The organism is uncultured Lamprocystis sp. (assembly GCF_903933125.1).
GTDB lineage: Bacteria > Pseudomonadota > Gammaproteobacteria > Chromatiales > Chromatiaceae > Thiodictyon.
On sequence record NZ_CAIZIZ010000371.1, the window covers coordinates 1 to 17,684 of the forward strand.

Annotated in this window: 15 protein-coding genes; 10 read left to right on the top strand and 5 right to left on the bottom strand. The window is 61.9% G+C overall.

All coding sequences use genetic code 11. The features are described 5' to 3' along the window. The first annotated feature begins 375 nt into the window (after positions 1-375). Together rpoZ and QZY03_RS19340 are read left to right on the top strand one after the other, a co-directional pair. Positions 376-669 carry a DNA-directed RNA polymerase subunit omega gene (gene rpoZ / locus QZY03_RS19335; protein ID WP_295583798.1) on the top strand — a complete coding sequence of 98 codons (294 nt, stop codon included), beginning with the start codon at positions 376-378 and terminating at the stop codon, positions 667-669. 38 nt (positions 670-707) lie between these two features. After that, positions 708-2,852 carry a RelA/SpoT family protein gene (locus tag QZY03_RS19340; RefSeq protein WP_295583799.1) on the top strand — a complete coding sequence of 715 codons (2,145 nt, stop codon included), beginning with the start codon at positions 708-710 and terminating at the stop codon, positions 2,850-2,852. An 11-nt stretch (positions 2,853-2,863) separates the two neighbouring features. Here the strand turns inward: QZY03_RS19340 and gorA are convergent, their stop codons facing one another. The 3 genes from gorA to lysM form a co-directional block, all read right to left on the bottom strand. Next, on the bottom strand, positions 2,864-4,249 hold the full coding sequence (gene gorA / locus QZY03_RS19345; RefSeq protein ID WP_295583800.1) for a glutathione-disulfide reductase: 1,386 nt from the start codon (positions 4,247-4,249) through the stop codon (positions 2,864-2,866). A gap of 259 nt (positions 4,250-4,508) precedes the next feature. Then, positions 4,509-5,243 carry a glutathione peroxidase gene (locus QZY03_RS19350; protein WP_020507823.1) on the bottom strand — a complete coding sequence of 245 codons (735 nt, stop codon included), beginning with the start codon at positions 5,241-5,243 and terminating at the stop codon, positions 4,509-4,511. A 357-nt stretch (positions 5,244-5,600) separates the two neighbouring features. Further along, entirely contained in the window at positions 5,601-6,038 is a 438-nt protein-coding gene (gene lysM, locus QZY03_RS19355) for a peptidoglycan-binding protein LysM (RefSeq protein ID WP_295583801.1), read from the bottom strand. 248 nt (positions 6,039-6,286) lie between these two features. Between lysM and dapB the strand changes: the two genes are divergently transcribed. Beyond that, positions 6,287-7,102: a 4-hydroxy-tetrahydrodipicolinate reductase gene (gene dapB, locus QZY03_RS19360; RefSeq protein WP_295583802.1), complete on the top strand. Its 816-nt coding sequence runs from the start codon at positions 6,287-6,289 to the stop codon at positions 7,100-7,102. A 9-nt stretch (positions 7,103-7,111) separates the two neighbouring features. On the opposite strand, the gene pdxH is transcribed toward dapB, so the two are convergent. Continuing rightward, on the bottom strand, positions 7,112-7,756 hold the full coding sequence (gene pdxH / locus QZY03_RS19365; protein ID WP_295583803.1) for a pyridoxamine 5'-phosphate oxidase: 645 nt from the start codon (positions 7,754-7,756) through the stop codon (positions 7,112-7,114). Between the two features lie 316 nt (positions 7,757-8,072). Between pdxH and aceA the strand changes: the two genes are divergently transcribed. The 7 genes from aceA to QZY03_RS19400 all read left to right on the top strand — a co-directional run bounded on the left by aceA (position 8,073) and on the right by QZY03_RS19400 (position 14,281). Further along, complete coding sequence (gene aceA / locus QZY03_RS19370) at positions 8,073-9,377, top strand: isocitrate lyase (protein WP_295583804.1); 1,305 nt, start codon at positions 8,073-8,075, stop codon at positions 9,375-9,377. A gap of 466 nt (positions 9,378-9,843) precedes the next feature. Continuing rightward, on the top strand, positions 9,844-11,076 hold the full coding sequence (locus QZY03_RS19375) for a DUF262 domain-containing protein (protein WP_295583805.1): 1,233 nt from the start codon (positions 9,844-9,846) through the stop codon (positions 11,074-11,076). Next, on the top strand, positions 11,069-12,205 hold the full coding sequence (locus QZY03_RS19380; RefSeq protein ID WP_295583806.1) for a DUF3696 domain-containing protein: 1,137 nt from the start codon (positions 11,069-11,071) through the stop codon (positions 12,203-12,205). Before QZY03_RS19375 ends, QZY03_RS19380 begins: the two co-directional genes overlap by 8 nt. Positions 12,206-12,211: 6 nt before the next feature. Next, a complete protein-coding gene (locus tag QZY03_RS19385) occupies positions 12,212-13,012 on the top strand; it encodes a DUF4160 domain-containing protein (RefSeq protein ID WP_295583807.1) in 801 nt (266 codons plus the stop codon). A 289-nt stretch (positions 13,013-13,301) separates the two neighbouring features. Continuing rightward, positions 13,302-13,535 (top strand): type II toxin-antitoxin system Phd/YefM family antitoxin, encoded by a 234-nt coding sequence (locus QZY03_RS19390; protein WP_295583808.1) that lies wholly within the window; start codon positions 13,302-13,304, stop codon positions 13,533-13,535. After that, a complete protein-coding gene (locus tag QZY03_RS19395) occupies positions 13,513-13,920 on the top strand; it encodes a type II toxin-antitoxin system VapC family toxin (protein ID WP_295583809.1) in 408 nt (135 codons plus the stop codon). The genes QZY03_RS19390 and QZY03_RS19395 overlap by 23 nt, the downstream gene beginning before the upstream one ends. Before the next feature lie 7 nt (positions 13,921-13,927). Beyond that, positions 13,928-14,281, top strand: a complete 354-nt coding sequence (locus QZY03_RS19400) for a hypothetical protein (protein ID WP_295583810.1) — start codon at positions 13,928-13,930, stop codon at positions 14,279-14,281. On the opposite strand, the gene QZY03_RS19405 is transcribed toward QZY03_RS19400, so the two are convergent. Then, entirely contained in the window at positions 14,278-17,349 is a 3,072-nt protein-coding gene (locus tag QZY03_RS19405) for a Zn-binding domain-containing protein (RefSeq protein WP_295583811.1), read from the bottom strand. The genes QZY03_RS19400 and QZY03_RS19405 overlap by 4 nt on opposite strands. Positions 17,350-17,684 lie beyond the last annotated feature (335 nt).

The window sequence follows — 17,684 nt, forward strand, 5'->3', positions numbered from 1 at the left end:
GGAAAACATCGGTCAGTGTCACGGCCTTGATCATTAATCCGGCCAGATCCAAGCCGGCATCGTCGCGGCCGGGGGCCGCTCCTACCGGAGGAGCGGCCCACGGCCGCGACGGGCTGCCGCAATGACGGGTCAGCTGGCCGGAATTATGATCAAGGCCCCGCCGGTTTGAGCGTGAGCCTGGAGTCGGCAGGGATCTGGTCCCTGTCGTTGTCGGTTTTTCGTTTCCCGTTTTTCGTAACCCGATGCTTGAAAAGCATTAACCAAGAACGAAAAACCGCAAACTAAAGACCGTTCAGTCTATGCTAAGCTAACTGAAAAAGTCGGCTACTGGTCAAGTTTGCCTGATATCGAACCTATTTTTGGAGTAAGAGACACATGGCCCGAATTACCGTTGAGGATTGCCTCAATCACGTGGATAACCGTTTCTCCCTGGTCCTGCTCGCTACCAAGCGGGCGCGCCAACTGGCCAACGGGGTCGAGCCGACCCTGCCATGGCAGAAGGACAAGCCCACCGTCATGGCGCTGCGCGAGATCGCCGAGGGCCATATCACCAACGAGTTCGTGCAGGCCGCGCAGAAGCACATCGATGAGAGCGCGGCGGCGCTGGAGCAACGGCTGGCGTTGGAGCTCGCCGCCGAACTGCGCGAACTGGATACCGATAAGGATTGAGGCGATTCCCGGCAGTCGCCTGAACACGCGAGCCCGACTTGAGTGGTCCACCACGCTATCTGATCAGTGACCTGTGCGCTTACCTGGAGCCTTATCTCCCGCCGGAGCAGGTGAGCGAGGTCTATCGCGCCTATCTGTTTGGAGCCGAAGCCCACGAGGGTCAGAAACGTAAGTCAGGGGAGCCTTACATCTACCACCCGCTGGCGGTGGCGCGCACGCTGGGCGAGATGCGCATGGACTACAAGTGCCTGATCGCCGCCCTGTTGCACGACGTCATTGAGGACACCCCGGTCTCCAAGGAAGACCTCGCCGCCGTCTTCGACGACGAGATCGCGGAACTGGTCGACGGGGTCAGCAAGCTGTCCCAGATCGATTTCGCGTCCCGTGCCGAGGCGCAGGCCGCCAGCCTGCAGAAGATGCTGCTGGCGATGACCCGCGATATCCGGGTGATCCTGATCAAGCTCGCTGACCGCCTGCATAACATGCGCACCATGGGGGTGATGCGGTCCGAGGCGCGGCGGCGGATTTCCCGTGAGACGCTCGATATTTTTGCCCCCATCGCCAACCGCCTCGGGATCAACAGTATCCGGGTCGAGTTGGAAGAACTGGGCTTCAGTCACTACTGGCCGTGGCGTCATCTGGTGCTGGAGCGGGCGGTGCAGAAGGCTGCCGGGGAACGTTCGGAGCTGCTGGGGACGGTCGAGGCGGCGCTCAAGCGGCGGCTCGAGCAGGAGGACATCCCCGGCGAGGTGACCGGGCGCTGTAAGAACCTGTACAGCATCTACCGCAAGATGCGTGATAAACGGCGGTCCTTCTCCGACCTGGTGGATGTCTTTGGCCTGCGGGTGACCGTGGATCGGGTCGATACCTGTTACCGGGTGCTGGGCCAGGTCCATAACCTCTACAAGCCGGTGCCGGGGCGCTTCAAGGACTATATCGCGATCCCCAAGGCGAATGGCTACCAATCGCTGCACACGGTGCTGTTCGGTCCCCAGGGTGTGCCGATCGAGATCCAGATCCGCACCGCGGCCATGCAGCGTAGCGCCGAGTCGGGGATCGCGGCGCACTGGATGTATAAAAGTGGCGGTCAGAGTTCCGCGCCGGCCCTGGCGCTGGCCAACGAGTGGCTCCAGAACCTGCTGGATATGCAGCGCAGTGCCGGCAACTCGGTCGAGTTCCTGGAGCACGTGAAAGTCGACCTGTTCCCGGACGAGGTCTATGTCTTCACGCCCAAGGGGCGCATCCTTACGCTCAAACGTGGGGCCACGGTCGTGGACTTCGCGTACGCCATCCACTCGGATATCGGCAACACCTGCGTGGCGGCGCGCATCGACCGGCGGATGGCGGCGCTCAATACCCCCCTGCGCAGCGGCCAGACCGTGGAAATCATCACCGCGCCCGGGGCCAAGCCCAACCCGTCCTGGCTCAACTTCGTCGTCTCCGGTAAGGCGCGGGCGAGCATTCGCGGCTTCCTCAAGAACCTCAAGCAACTCGAGGCCGAGGCTTTGGGGCGGCGCCTGCTGAACGCGGAGCTGGCCGGTCTGGGAACCGAGGTCGACCGGGTCGACTCGGGGCGCCTGAGTGTCTACCTGGCGGATGCCGGCCTCCCGGAGGTCGCGGCCCTGCTTGCGGATATCGGACTGGGCAACCGCTCGCCGCTGTTGGTCGCGCGCCGACTGGCCGGCGGTGTTGGGGAGTTGCCCGCGCCCGAGCTTGATCCTGGAGCCGATCTCCACCCCCATCGGCTGGCGATCCGCGGCACCGAGGGCATGGTGGTCACCTTCGCGCGCTGTTGCCGCCCGATCCCGGGGGACCCCATCGCCGCCCTGTTCAGCCCGGGGCGCGGCATTGTGGTCCACCGCCAGGAATGCCGTAACCTCGGCAGCCTGGAGACCAAGCGGGACAAACGGCTGCAGGTCGAGTGGGCGCCGGAGCCGGACGGCGACTTTCCGGTCGAGATCCGGGTCGAGATCAACAACCGCTGCGGCGCCCTGGCGATGGTCGCCGCCGCCATCGCTGAACAGGGCTCGAACATCGAGAATGTCCAGTCGAAGGATCGGGACGGCATGACCACCGCCCTGGAGTTCCTGGTTGCCGTGCGCAGTCGCCGCCATCTGGCGCGCATCATGCGGCGGCTGCGCCAGATTCCTCTGGTGATCCGGATCGTCCGCGTCGGCCGCTGACCCTTGCCGCTTCAGCCGACGGCTGTCTTCCCACCCGGACGCCTGACCGGCACCTTGAGCGTGACCAGTTCCTCGGCGCTGGTCGGGTGGATCGCCACCGTGTCATCCAGGTCGGCCTTGGTGGCGCCCATTTTTAGCGCGACTGCAAACCCCTGAAGCATCTCGTCCACGCCATCGCCGATCAGGTGGATGCCGACCACCCGCTCTTCGGGACCGGTACAGATCAGCTTCATCGCGGTACGCGGGCCCCGGTCGTTCAGCGCGTAGCGCATCGGGGTGAAGCTGGTCTCATAGACCGTCAGCGTGTCGCCGTAGAGCGTGCGTGCCTCCGGCTCGGTGAGTCCAACACGCCCGACCGGCGGGTGGGAGAAGACCACGGTCGGCACGTTGGCATAATCGAGCTTGAGGTTCTGCTCACCGCCGAACAGGCGCCGCGCCAGACGGCGGCCGGCAGCCACCGCCACCGGGGTCAGCGGTTCGCGGCCGGTCACGTCGCCGATGGCATAGACGCCCGGCACATTGGTGTTCTGGAATTCGTCGACCTTGACGAGGCCATTGGGCGCGACTTCGACTCCCGCCGCGTCCAGTCCGAGATTGGCACTGTTCGGCGCGCGGCCCACCGCCCAGATGATGGTGTCGAAGCCGGTGAGCGGCTCGCCGGTGCGCGGGCGCAGGGCGAGTCCGTCGGCGTGCTGCTCAAGGCCAGCCACCTCGAATTGGAGGTTCAGGCGAATGCCTTCCGCGCGCATGGACTCGGCCAAGGCTTCGCCAACCATGGGGTCGAAGAGCCATAACACCCGGTCTTCCAGCGCCACCACGGTCACCTCGGACCCAAGTGCGCGCAGCACGCCGGCCAGTTCGACACCGATGTAGCCGCCGCCGATCACCGCGACGCGGCGCGGCTGCTGTTCCAGTTCGAAAAATCCGTCCGAGGTGATGCCGAGTTCATTCCCCGGCATCCGCGGGACCAAGGGGCGGCTGCCGGTCGAGATGACGATGTGGTCGGCGGTGTAGCGGGTGCCGTCGACTTCCACGGTGCGCGCATCGATCAGCCGGCCCAGACCCGTGATGTGGGTGATGCCCTCGTGGGTGACATAGCCTTCCCAGTAGTCGTTGATCCCCTTAACGTAGCGGTTGCGCCCGGCGACCAGGGTCGGCCAGTCGAAGCCATCGGCCTGTGCTCGCACGCCGAAGCCGGGGCCGTCATGCACGGCGCTCGCCAGGTGAGCGGCGTACCACATCACCTTCTTGGGCACGCAGCCGCGGTTGACGCAGGTGCCGCCGAGTCGGCTGGGGTCGATCAGCGCGACCCGCTGCCCGAGTTGCGCAGCCCGTTCAGCCACCGCCAAGCCGCCGCTGCCGCCGCCGATAGCGATCAAATCGAAGTGTTGACTCATGTCGTGATGCTCCGGGAATATTTTGGTGAAAGCGGGGGATAACCGCCGACGTGGTCGTGTTTTGAGACCAGCTCGACCGGAAAAAAAGCGCACCCTGCGCGGTATGCGATGTTTTTCGATGGGATCGGCCCCGGCAGACTCTCAAGATTCCGGTCACTTGGGCTCGCCGGGTGCGTAGTCAGGCCATCCTGGCCTGACACCGTCAGGGCTGGAAGCCCTGACTACGCACGTCGCTGACCGGGATTACGATCAAGGGCGTTTAGCGCTTGGCCAGCCACTCGGCCAGCTTGTCGGAGCCGCCGATGTGTTCCCCGTTGATGAAGACCTGGGGCACGCTGGCGACCTTGGCGACCGCGCGCAGGGTTTCGTCCGTGTAATCGCGGTTCAGCACCAACTCCTCATAGACGATTCCGGCGTCTTTCAGGTCCTGCTTGGCCTTGGCGCAGAACGGACAGCCGTTACGGCTGAACACGGTCACGTCCAGGGGCTTCGCGGCATTCGGCGCCAGGTAGGCGAGCATGGTATCCGCGTCGGAGACTTCGAAGGGGTCACCCGGCAGGTCGGGCTCGATGAACATCTTCTCGATCACGCCGTCGCGCACCAGCATGGAGTAACGCCAGGAGCGCTTGCCGAAGCCAAGGTCGTTTTTGTCGACCAGCAGCCCCATGCCGCCGGTGAAGTCACCGTTGCCGTCCGGGAGGAAGGTCAGGGCCTCCGCGCGCTGGACTTTTTGCCACTCGTTCATGACAAAGGTGTCATTGACCGAGACACAGACCACGGTGTCCACGCCCGCGGCCTTGAAGGCGGGGACCAACTGGTTGTAGCGCGGCACATGGGACGAGGAGCAGGTCGGGGTGTAGGCCCCCGGCAGCGAGAAAACTACCACGGTCTTGCCGGCGAATACCTGATCGGTCGTCACATCGACCCATTCGGTCCCCTGACGGGTATGGAAGGTCACCGCGGGGACGCGCTTTCCGGTACGATCTTCAAACATCTCTTCGGGTCTCCTGAGGTTGATGAGCCGTGGCTCACTGAGTCATCGCGGCGGGGTGTCCGCCGATGTGCGATAAGATACAGAGCGTAGATCGATCTGAAAAATGGATTATAAGTATCATATCGATCGTCAGAGCCGATTAAAGGTGCTTGCCGGGCGGTCCGGTCGTCAAACCCTTGAATCGGCCTGGATATGGGGTGCGCGGCCGTGACTTCCACCCGCGTCGGATTGATCCGGCTCCTGCTCGATCGCCGTGGGTTCGGCGGGTCGCGTCTCATGTGCTGGCGCCGTCCGCGGCCGGTCAGACCAGATGCTGACCCGCCGCGGAGCGCCGAGTGACGCCGTTGCGGCAATCGTCTAAGCGGTCGCCTTCGGGATGCGGATCTTCTGCCCTGGGTAGATCAGGTTCGCGTCCTTGATGACTTCGCGGTTGGCCTCGAAAACGCGCGGGTACGCGTTGGCGTCGCCGTAGAAGCGTTTGGCGACGGCCGAGAGCGAGTCACCCTTCGCGATGACATAAAACTCAACTTCGGCGGTTTGGGGCGGGGCGGTGAGTCCGTCGACGTTGATCGACTCGACGCCCTTGACGTTGCCCGCCATGAGGACCGCCTTCTCCAGCGCTTCCGGGCTCGCCGCCTCCCCGGCGAGCGAGACGACGCCCTTGTCGTAGGTTACAGTCAGACCCTTGATCCCAGGGTTGTCCTGCTCGATCTCCTGGCGGATCTTGTCGCTCGCCTCGGCCTCGTTGCCGAAGACTTTCTTGCCCACGTCTTTCACGAAATCAAAGAGTCCCATGATGTCCTCCACTGGTGTTGTTGCGGTTGGTTGTTGCGGTCCGTGACAAAGCTAGCACAAGACGCGGACTTTCGCTGTCAGGGGGCGGCGTTCGTCGTCGCTCGACCCTGTGAAAGGGAAATGCTAAGGTCGCCGTTGTCCGGTTGAACCTGGCACCGCCGCTCAGCTGTCGGCAGCGCGCGGCGCAGCGCCATCAACTCCCTTGATAACCCCTTGAAGAAGCGGATGCACCGCGAAAAAGTGAGTTTATGAACGAGATCAGAGTCGCGATTACCGGCGCCGGCGGTCGGATGGGGCGCATCCTGGTGCAGGCGGTGATCGAGTCCGACGGCTTGGTGCTGGGGGCGGCGAGCGAGCAGCCGGGTTCCAGCCTGATCGGGGCGGATGCGGGTGAACTGGCCGGGGTCGGGCGGCTCGGCGTCGGTTTGGTCCCGGATCTTGCTGCCGCGACGGATGCGTTCGACGTGCTGATTGATTTCACCGCACCGTCCGCGACCATGACGCACCTGGCACTGTGTCGCGCGGCCGGTAAGTTTATGGTGATCGGTACCACCGGGCTCGACGCTGCTCAGCGTGCCGCGGTGACCGCGGCCGGGGAGCAGATCGGCATCGTTTTTGCGCCCAATATGAGCGTGGGCGTCAACCTCTGTTTCAAGCTGCTCGACATCGCCGCCCGCGTGCTCGGTGATGAGGTGGATATCGAGATTATCGAGGCGCATCACCGCCACAAGGTGGACGCTCCCTCCGGGACCGCGCTGCGCATGGGCGAGGTGGTGGCCGCGGCCCTGGGGCGGGACCTCAAGGACGTCGCCGTCTATGGGCGCCAAGGCCACACCGGCGCGCGTGAGCGGCGCACGATCGGGTTTGAGACCATCCGCGCCGGCGACGTGGTGGGCGAGCATAGCGTCTGGTTCGTCGCCGACGGCGAGCGGATCGAGATTGCTCACAAGGCATCGAGCCGCATGAACTTCGCCAAGGGCGCGGCGCGGGCGGCGCGCTGGATCGGTACGCGCGGGCGTGGGTTCTACGATATGCAGGACGTACTGGGGCTGCGGGATCTGTAGCTTTTCGTCTTAGGGTGCCAGCCGCTCGACCACCCACTCCTCGGCAACTGCACGGCGGTAACGGAAGCGGTCATGCAGCCGGCTGGCGCGGCCCTGCCAGAACTCGATTTCCGTCGGCTCGACGCGATAACCTCCCCAATAGTCCGGCAGCGGTATCTCCCCGTCAGCGAAGCGCCGCTGCATTTCCGCGACCTTCTGCTCCAGGAGTGAGCGCGAGGTAATCACCTGACTTTGGGGTGAGGCCCAGGCACCGATCTGACTGCCGCGCGGACGGGTGGCGAAATATTTGAAGGATTCCGCCGCGGAGATGCGGTGCGCCCGGCCGACGATCTTCACTTGACGCGCCAAGGCGACCCAGGGCAGGAGCAGCGCCACGCGCGGGTTGGTCTCGATCTCCTTGGACTTGCGGCTCTCATAGTTGGTGAAAAAGACGAATCCCTGGTGGTCATAGAGCTTCAGGAGCACGGTGCGCAGCGATGGCTGACCAGCGGCGTCGACGGTCGCCAGGCTCATCGCATTGGGCTCCGGGAGGTCTTGGGCGATGGCCTCCGCGAACCAGCGCTGGAACTGACGCAGCGGGTCGGGCTCCAGTTCGGCCTCGGAGAGTCCGTGGGCCATGGCGGCGTTGCGGAAGGACTCTGGGTTCGTGTTCATGGGGCCAGTCCTGATCGACAATCGGGAAGAGGTTGACGGTTCTGCTGGCGGTCAATATGGCGGCGCATGCTGCCCTTTGGAACCCGCTTTGTCCTGCGTGCAGGACGCTCACTGTAAAGCTAATACAGAACATTGGTAGAAATGCTTAGTCAAAGGCGTAACGCGTCGTTAACTTGCAGGGTTAAGACCGATATATTTGGTCGGCGAATCACCGCGGGGCCCGCGCCGATTCCCGTTGCGACGGGGGCGCGTTCGGAGGACACGACGGGCGGGCAAGACAGCGGCTTTTTTTTTATCACTACGAGGAGATCGAGCGATGACCCGCGACCAACAGATCAAAGCGATTGAAAAAGACTGGGCCGAAAATGTCCGCTGGACGGATGTAAAGCGCGGCTACACCGCCGCCGATGTGGTCCGTCTGCGCGGCAGTGTGCAGCCCGAGCACACGCTGGCCCGGCGCGGTGCCGAGCAGCTTTGGAATCTGGTGCGCGGCGGGGCCAAGAAGGGCTACGTGAACTGTATGGGCGCCATCACGGCCGGTCAGGCCATGCAGCAGGCCAAAGCCGGCGTCGAGGCCATCTATCTGTCCGGCTGGCAGGTTGCCGCTGACGGCAACACCTCCGAGACCATGTACCCGGACCAGTCGCTCTACGCCTACGACTCGGTGCCGACCATGGTGCGGCGTATCAACAACACCTTCAAGCGCGCCGACGAGATCCAGTGGTCGCGCGGCATCGGCCCCGGTGATGCGGACTACATCGATTACTTCCTGCCGATCGTGGCGGACGCCGAGGCCGGTTTCGGCGGCGTGCTCAACGCCTTCGAGTTGATGAAGAACATGATCGTCGCCGGTGCCGCCGGGGTGCACTTCGAGGATCAACTCGCCGCGGTGAAGAAGTGCGGTCACATGGGCGGCAAGGTGCTGGTGCCGACCCGTGAAGCGGTCGAGAAGCTGATTGCCGCCCGTCTGGCGTCCGACGTGATGGGTGTGCCCACCCTGCTCCTGGCGCGTACCGATGCCGAGGCCGCCAACCTCCTGACCAATGATGTCGATCCGAACGATAAGGCGTTCCTGACCGGCGAGCGGACCCCCGAGGGCTTCTATGTGGTCAAGAACGGCCTGGAGCAGGCCATCAGCCGCGGTGTCGCCTACGCCCCCTATGCCGACCTGGTGTGGTGCGAGACCGGTACGCCGGATTTGGGCTTCGCCCGCGAGTTCGCCCAGGCCGTGCTGGGCAGCAGCCCCAATAAGTTGTTGGCCTACAACTGTTCGCCCTCGTTCAACTGGAAAAAGAACCTGGACGACGCGACCATTGCCAAGTTCCAGGACGAACTGTCGGACATGGGCTACAAGTACCAGTTCATTACGCTGGCCGGTATCCACAATATGTGGTACAACATGTTCGACCTGGCGTACGACTACGCCCGCGGCCAGGGCATGAAGCACTACGTTGAAAAGGTTCAGGAGCGCGAGTTCGTCGCCCGCGAGCGCGGCTACACCTTCGTCTCCCACCAGCAGGAAGTGGGTGTCGGCTACTTCGACGACATCACCACCGTCATCCAGGGCGGCCACTCCTCGGTCACCGCACTGCATGGGTCCACGGAAGAAGAACAGTTCTGATTCCTGCCTGATCTTCGCCTGATCGACACCGGCCAGGGATGGCCGGTGTTGTAGGATGCGGTGAGGCACGAACCGCATCGGCCGCGATTCAACAGTTTGGCGAATGTTCCACCCGCGTCAGGAGAACCGTAGGGTCCGCTGTGCGGACCGACGACCGTGCAGATCGCGCGGCGGCCGGGTTTATGACCAAGGCCCCTCAGCGCCTGTACAGTGTCGCGAATGTGGGCGCCCGATTGCGCCGCAGATGAGCGATATTCCTCGCCCCCAAGCTTCTCCAGACTGGCCGCTCGCCGCCTGAATGCCGATCCCCGGTTCATGGCCGATCGCCATCGACTACACGCCATCGCCGTTCTGATGCGCGACTCCAGTGACACCCACCCCTGGGTCCGCTCAAACCCTTGATGACCAGAAACCGCGGCCCCCTCATAATGCCGAGACCCGTCGGCTGGATCATGCGCGAGGCAAGATGACCGTCGCAAATACTGAAAACGCAGCATCGGCCGACGATGAGGACTCCGCCCCCCTGGAGGAGCTCGCGTCCGACAGCACCGGCAGCGGTCTCGAGGCGGAGCCCCAGGTTGACTCGGGTGATATTCGTGCGCCCTTTGATCCAAAGCTGATCGACGTGACAACGAACCAGCGGACAGTTGACTCCCTAGTGGCGCGACTAAAGCACGGCGAGTTGGATCTTTCGCCGGATTTTCAACGTCGTGCGAATCTATGGAACGATAAGCGCAAGAGCGGCTTGATCGAGTCGATGCTACTACGTATTCCCATCCCGTCACTCTATGTTTCGGAAGATAAGGATGGCAATTATCAGGTCGTCGATGGGTTACAGCGTATGTGCGCTATCGCCCATTTTGTGGAAGTGAGCAGCCTGAACAAGGCACTGGGATCGAAATTGGATCCGCTCCGGCTCGCTGACGACATGCAATCTCTCAATGAGTTAAAAAGCAAACCATTTCTGGAATTACCAAGGCCCCTGCAACGCCGCATCATGGAGACGGAACTTACGCTTCACGTCATCCGCGCAGGTACGCCGACCAATGTTAAGTTCAACATCTTCTCCCGGATCAATCAGGGCGGCCTACCTCTCAATGCCCAAGAGATCCGCAATGCGATTTATCCCGGAAAATGGCGTGAGCATGTTCGGCGCATGGCGGCCAGCCAGGCATTTCGCTCGGCCACTGAGGGTAAGATCAAGGGTGAGCGACTGGAGGATCACGAGCTCGTTCTGCGCTTCGCCGCATTATTCTCCCTGCCGCCCGGCGAAAAGCGCGGTTCGGACGAAAACCTCGATGATTTCCTTAACCGATTTGTCGAGGAGCGTTCGGCGGGTTGGGACGACCGGAGATGGCAGGCTCTTGAGTGCGCTTTTGAACGTGCCATGCAGGCTGCGCCCCGCGTCTTTGGTCGAATTGCTTTTCGTAAGTATTCGGGTCAGGACCACGCGAGAAGCCCGATCAACCGCGGTCTCTTTGAAGCGGAGTCGGTTGCCGTGGCCCAGAGGCCCGAATCCGAGATTGCGCGCCTTGTGCTGGCATCGCATCAAGTTGCCGAGGCATTTGCGCGACGATTTGCCGACGAGAACGACAGGGATTTTGCCAGCGCCTTACTCTACGCAACCGGCAAAGGCTCAGCATCCAACAAACGGTTAGAAGTCATACACTCGATTTTTGACGAGGTACTCCGTGCTTGAGCGCATTCGTTTAGGTAATTTCAAGGCCGCTCGCGATCTTGATCTACCGCTCGGGTCCTTGACTCTGCTCGCCGGCCTGAACGGCTCTGGTAAGAGTACGGTCTTACAGGCACTTGCGGCCATTCGCCAATCGTATACGCTTGGCTGTTCCACCGGGATGCGACTCGGTGGCCCCTTGGTCGCGCTCGGTCAGGGGATCGATGTCTTGAGCGAAGGGGCGAAGGAGGAAACGGTCACAGTGGAGACTCTTGATACTGGTGGCGTGCAACGGTGGACATACAGGGTCCCTGGCAAGGAGCCCGACGCCAGCGAGCTTGAGCTCATCGATTCACCGACCACTGCACGAGGCTTTGCCGTCACCGAGCATTTCCAATACCTTCAAGCCGACCGCATTGTCCCTCGCACTCTGTATCCCCAAGCAGACCAACAAGCGCGGAGCATTGGGATGTTGGGCAGTCACGGCGAGTTCACAGCAGACTTCCTCGCCCGAAATGGTGACCAGGTCGTCTCGGAGCGGCGACGCTGCTCTGCCGATAGCGTTGCATTGGATGCGGCCACCTGGGCGAAGATCGCCCCAACCCATCGATTGCTCGATCAGGTCAATGGCTGGCTTCAACAGATCAGTCCGGGCGCACGGTCACGCGCAGAGGCACTCAAGCGCACGGACGAGGTGATACTTCAGTTTCAGTATGTCGGACAAGCGAACGGACTGGATTCAAGCTATTATCGGCCAACCCACGTAGGATTTGGCCTGACCTATAGCTTGCCGATTCTCGTTGCATGTCTGGCTGCGCCGCCAGGCGCGTTGTTACTTATCGAGAATCCAGAAGCACATCTGCATCCGCAGGGGCAGGCAAAGCTTGGGGAACTGTTGGCCCGCTGCGCCGCGGACGGCGTTCAGATTATTGTAGAGACGCATAGCGATCATGTGCTGAACGGTATCCGGTTAACGGTCAAACGCGGGTTGATTACAGCCCAAGATGTACGACTCTGTTATTTCACCAGAGATGTATCGACTGGAGATTGTTACGTTGAACTGCCGTCTGTCCTGCCAAACGGCCAACTGAGCAACTGGCCGGAGGGTTTCTTCGACCAGTGGGAGAAAAGCCTGGACGCTTTACTGGATTAGTCAGGAATGCGGCCACTGCCAATCTATTTCAATGAGCTGTCGTCCCCCTGCGTAGTGCCGGACAACACGCCCGGAGCGGAATGGCAGGCGCGGGCGATGACGTTATTCAACTGTGTGAGAGAGGTTTCGGGCCGGAAAATTGAGATCGATGTCGTCTTCATAGCCGGTCACTGGCATGGCCTTGCCGGAACAAAGCCGCTTTCTCAGTGGATAAAGCAGTGGATTGGAAATGACAACTTCAAATGGCTGTTGTCGCGGGTGAGGAACGTAGCGGCGTCGACACAGGATTGCGAGGTCAGTTTTGAAAACAAGAAAGCCGACGGTTTGACGCATGCCCACTTGGCCGGAAGTTGGGCATTTAGCTTCCCAGTGCCGGATTCGCCATGGCTTGCCCCGCAAGTTGCCGCTACAGAGCATTGCCTCGGCGTCGATGGGTTAGACGAGCACCAATGCGCTATCAGGAATCTTGGGACTTCTGATCATGTTCGCCATTGGCGGCAGGAGCTGGAGGACTGGGGTCGAGTCTTGGTCGGCAACAACGTAATCTCCAGTATTTCCGGCTATCCGCTCCTAATGTATCCGAATGACCACGGATATCCGCACGTCCATCTTGTCGATCCCGATATCATAAAAGAGGGACGCAAGGGAACGTTGGCAAAATACCGGATCGACGTATTCGAACGCATGGAAGGTTCTCCGCGCTGGGATAGCGAGGTGCGCCCTTGGATCGAGCGCCACCGGGCTGAGCTGCTAAGCTCATGGGAACGGTGCCGTCAAGGAGGTCACCCAGCCCAGATCACAGATTGACCCGATCGGAATACTGTATCCTGCGGGCATGACTCTAGTGCACTGATATGGTTGGCCGTTAGTGCGTGCTCTGTCTCGGGGGTCGACTCAGGATAATTCTCACGCAGGCTAATTGGGCCAGCCTAGAATAATCTGACTGGGACGGCTGTTCAGCGCAAATGATGGGTTTCGCAGCGCCGGCTGGCCGCCGCTTCGGCAAGGTGAACGTTTGGGAAGGCGAGCGCCTTGCGGTCTTGTGTCCCCGCAGACTAGACTTGACCATTACAACTTAGCTAATGAAGGCGCGGCGATGGTCCTCCAGGTCAACATCCATGAGGCGAAGACTCAACTTTCCAAGATCATCGCCCGGGCCTGTCGCGGAGAGGAGATCGTCATCGCCAAGGCCGGCCGACCGTTGGTGCGGCTGACCCCGATTGAGCAACAGCCAAGCGGTCGGCGCTTCGGCGCACTGCGGGGAAAGGCGCAGGTGGATGACCGATTCTTCGAGCCGCTGCCGGACGATGAGCTGCGCGCCTGGGAATGAGCGGGATGCGACTACTACCCACGCCCTGCTGTGGTGGCTGGACGGCGATGAGCACCTGTCGTTGCCGGCGCGCGAAGCCATCGGGGATCAGCACACCGTCGTTCTGGTCAGCGCTGCTTCGGCCTGGGAGATCGCCACCAAGGTGCGCATCGGCAAGCTGGCTGGGGCCATTCACGTCATCGAACACCTTCTCGACATCCTCGATTCCCAAGACTTTTTCCATCTTCCGGTCAGCCTCGAGCACGCCCGCCGGGCCGGCCTGATGCCCGGTGTACACCGCGACCCATTTGACCGGATGCTGATTGCCCAGGCGCAGATCGAGGGACTGATCCTGGTCAGTAACGAGACCCTGTTCGATTCCTTCGGCGTTGCGCGAGGGTGGTAGGCCCGCGATGACAGGACACAACGCGGGGGCCACGGACGCAGCCAAGGCACAGACAGTGGCGATCCTGCGCGCCCACCCGTCCGGACTGCGTTCGGATCAGGTGCGCAGTCGGCTGACCATTGCGGAGCCCTGGTGGCCCACCGAGCAGCGGCGGGTCGAGATCAGCCTCCCGGTCGAGCGCATCCCGCTTGAGTTGTTGGCAAACATCGCCCGTTGCGGCAATAGCGCGGAGGTCTTCCTCGGGCTACCCCGTGCAGATGATCCCCGGCGCCAATCACCGCGGGGCCTTCGCCCGCCCGGTCTTCACCTTCGCGTGTCGTCTGGTGATGACCGCCGGGGCGCTCAAGCTCACGGCGCCTAAATCGTAGCACTCTCACAGTACCAGTAGGTCGGATAGCACCCCCCGTTTCCTTCAATTTCTGAATTAACGGAGCGTAATCTTGAAAGCTGCTGTGGCGATCCCTGTGCAAATGGGAACTGCCCGCGTTCTCCTCGACTCAGTCGCCAGTATCCAAATCCCTGATCCAATCGCATCGTCCAGTTTCGACCGTTGGGCCATTCGAGACTTAGCTCTCGAGCGTGCGGCAGTGATGACTTGTGCTCCTCCAGAAACTCAAAACACCCGAGATCGGTAAACCGACCTTCAATCACTTCGGCTCGGACCTGTGCATCCCGCCAGTCGTGGAAAAGCTGATAGGGCTCGCGGGTATCGCTTCGGCTCAGCTTTTCTGTCGTAATCGTGATGCGTGTGTCGGGGGCGACTCCACCTGGGTAACCACGAAGTGCAGCCAGGAAACTGTGCAGTAGGAGAATTGCCAATGGGGATTTCAGGTACCGATCGGTATAGATGACCCGAGTAATGGATTCGGTTCCTTGGAGACGCTCGAGCAGCGTTCTATCCTGCTGACTGATCAACTGCCAAGCACGGGTACCGAAGTCGACGGACGGGCCATCCAGCTCAGTCAAGATGCGCAGTTCGCAAAGTCCGGCGACTGGACGACGCAACTCTCCTGGTGGCACTTCGCCCCAGGCAGCAGGGAGCGGAGCTAATTGGCTATGCCGCACCACGCTGACGAAACGTGTCTGATTCGCTCCGCTCCCCCAGCCGGGACGGGGCGAAAGTGCAGTCGGGTTGCTGGCAGCCCAGCAGACCGAATGATTCGTGCCCGATACCTCGGCGATCAGCGGCAGTGTGGATGATGTCCCGGTGAAAGGCGAGGGCGGACCATTCGAGATGTGGAACTTCGCCCCTATAACACTGGCGAGTGCCGCGATCTCATCGGCCTGAGTCGAGGGCAACGCGCTCAACAGGGTGCGCGAGGCGATAAGGCGAATAATTATTCCAGCGTTGGCCCAACGAAGCAGATCCTCACGCAACGGCCAAGCCAAGGGTTCCCAATCATCTGTCGCGCCGCTCAGATAGATTCGTACCTCGTCGATCGCTTGATGCTGGATCTCGCGCCGCAGCGCCATGTCGAGCGGCTCCAGTTCCAAGCGGGTGGCCGGGCCAAAGATGCGAAGATCATCAGGTAGCGCAAGGGCTGTCAGATAGCGCTCGCTTAATACTGCAGCCGCGGCGAGGCGGTCCAACAGGTCGACGTGATACTGAGTGTCGTTGCTCAGCAAACAGATTTGACAAGCCTTGTCGCAGTGGCATTCGAGCAGTTGCCGTGCAGCGGTTAGCAGGGCAGGTAGCTCCAAAATCGCTTGACCGACATAGCCAGCGCCGCCGCCGGCAGTATCGAATAGGTAGATCGAGTGGGCAGGCTCCCCGGCCATCCCACGGGTTGGGGATACACTGACGCCGATCTCGTCTTCTTCGATGCCGATGTGCTGGCACAGGGCTCGCCGCAGGACCACGGCGATCGAGAAAGCACTGACCTCGTCGATGGGTTGCGCACTATCCAGGACACGCAGTTGCAACTCGAAAACATCCGTATGGACTACGGTACCAAGCCGCAGCCCCTCTTTGATAACACCCGGCTCCGCGTTACCGGGACATTGGAGTTCCTGGTCGTTATTCCGGCCGCCGCGCAGGCGCTTGTGGGCTTTCAAAGAAAGCGGTCTATCGCCACCCGGCCCCATCGAGTCAGCCCGACCACAGCGCAGACACAGGGCATAGCCCTCGCTATGGAGACCGTCGCTTCGCTGGAAGATGTGACCGTTGGCACTAGATCGGTAGCGCCCCAGAGCCGGGGACGTTAGCGCCATCCAGGCAGCACCTTCCAACGAAATCAGAGGATCACGCACCGGGATGTATTGCTGAATGCTGACATTGTTGTGCGGCTGCCAGCGGATATCGACGGCAAAACCGGCTGGTTGCAGGTATTCCAGTCGCGTGAGCTTCGATGAATGACGCTCATTGCACTGGGGGCAACGCTCTGGACGGGTCGGTCTGGTGCCGCTGCCGCCACAGGCCGAGCAGCGCCAAACCCAGCGCAGAGACTGAACCTCGGTCCCGGCATTGAGTTGGGCCGGTAGGTGCCAGTTGAGCGAGACCCCACCACTGCGATAGACGCGTCCGTCCAGGGCCGTATCCGTGCCTGGCGCATAGTCGCGAATCGCGATGGCCAACTCGCGCGACGGCTCGCCGCGGCTTTGACCGCGGTTGTCTTCACGCTGATCGCGCCTTGCATTCAGGGTCTCGACGGTGCTCGTTTGGAGGGTAACCACCCCGGTCGGGAAGCCGTAGCCCGGAAGGAAACCCCGGGTTGCCAACTCGCCCAGTAGATATTCCTCGCGAAGGCGTTTCAATTGGAAGCCGATGGCGCGCTCCGGCTTGCTGTTGCCCTCGCGGGTGTTCAACACCTCCAGGTTGGCAAGCAGTGCATCGAGTTCATCGCGCCAGCTGACCTCCACAGTCTCCAGCGCGGCCCCGGCCTGTGCCAGCAGCCGCTCGGCGGGGATCCCGGACAGGGATGACCGGCGGCACAAGCGTTGCAGCGGCGCCTTCATTGCGTCGATGGTGTTGGTTTGGCGGCACCAGTCTTGGAATCGCGTTGAGGGCGATGAGTGACCATCGCCGTCCTGCCGTTCAAAAAACCAACCGGCGGTCAATCGGAAGGGTCCGTCGCTGGTCTCCCCGAATAGGAAATCGGTTAGGGCCAGCGCGTTGATGTGCCGCTGCACGATACGCCCGCTCTGCAACGCCACCTGTGGCACTGCCAATGCCGTCTCAAATGGCCACAACGGATTGCGGAAAACGGCCTCGCCCTGGGGCGTGTTCTTGCAAAGCGTGAAGCTCAGCGCGGCCGTCTCACCGCGGCGCCCGGCACGGCCTGCGCGCTGCAGGAAGTTGGCGGGATGGGGTGGGACATTGTTCATGGCGACCGCGGATAGACCGCCGATGTCCACGCCCATCTCCATCGTAGTCGAGCAACTCAACAGGTTGATCTTTCCCTCCTTGAACTCGCCCTCGCGGCGGGTCAACAGGCCACCGTCGATCTGGGCCGAATGCTCGACCGCCCGGAAGTAATGGCTGAAGGCAGCGATCCGATCATTGATGTCCGTCCAGGCGCCGTCCCGGCGCAACTTTGCGATCACTGGGTCCGTCGTCAGCCAATGCTCGGCTTGTACCGGGTCGCCATCCCAGAAGGGCGTGGGCAATTTAGGCATCTGAACCTTACCTCGACTTTGGCCATTTCAGGGAGTCGAGGCCAGTTGATTCAGCACGCGTTGCCAATCCTGGCGGGAAATAACGAGGGCGTCCGGGTCTGCGGTTGAGTTGACGAAATTCGCCGCCGCCCAACTGGTGCGGCGCACCA

Excerpts from the sequence above, each read along its gene's own strand:
- rpoZ (WP_295583798.1), top strand. The coding sequence starts at position 376 with ATGGCCCGAATTACCGTTGAGGATTGCCTCAATCACGTGGATAACCGT.
- gorA (WP_295583800.1), bottom strand. The coding sequence starts at position 4,249 with ATGAGTCAACACTTCGATTTGATCGCTATCGGCGGCGGCAGCGGCGGC.
- QZY03_RS19350 (WP_020507823.1), bottom strand. The coding sequence starts at position 5,243 with ATGTTTGAAGATCGTACCGGAAAGCGCGTCCCCGCGGTGACCTTCCAT.
- lysM (WP_295583801.1), bottom strand. The coding sequence starts at position 6,038 with ATGGGACTCTTTGATTTCGTGAAAGACGTGGGCAAGAAAGTCTTCGGC.
- dapB (WP_295583802.1), top strand. The coding sequence starts at position 6,287 with ATGAACGAGATCAGAGTCGCGATTACCGGCGCCGGCGGTCGGATGGGG.
- pdxH (WP_295583803.1), bottom strand. The coding sequence starts at position 7,756 with ATGAACACGAACCCAGAGTCCTTCCGCAACGCCGCCATGGCCCACGGA.
- aceA (WP_295583804.1), top strand. The coding sequence starts at position 8,073 with ATGACCCGCGACCAACAGATCAAAGCGATTGAAAAAGACTGGGCCGAA.
- QZY03_RS19375 (WP_295583805.1), top strand. The coding sequence starts at position 9,844 with ATGACCGTCGCAAATACTGAAAACGCAGCATCGGCCGACGATGAGGAC.
- QZY03_RS19385 (WP_295583807.1), top strand. The coding sequence starts at position 12,212 with ATGCGGCCACTGCCAATCTATTTCAATGAGCTGTCGTCCCCCTGCGTA.
- QZY03_RS19390 (WP_295583808.1), top strand. The coding sequence starts at position 13,302 with ATGGTCCTCCAGGTCAACATCCATGAGGCGAAGACTCAACTTTCCAAG.
- QZY03_RS19395 (WP_295583809.1), top strand. The coding sequence starts at position 13,513 with ATGAGCTGCGCGCCTGGGAATGAGCGGGATGCGACTACTACCCACGCC.
- QZY03_RS19400 (WP_295583810.1), top strand. The coding sequence starts at position 13,928 with ATGACAGGACACAACGCGGGGGCCACGGACGCAGCCAAGGCACAGACA.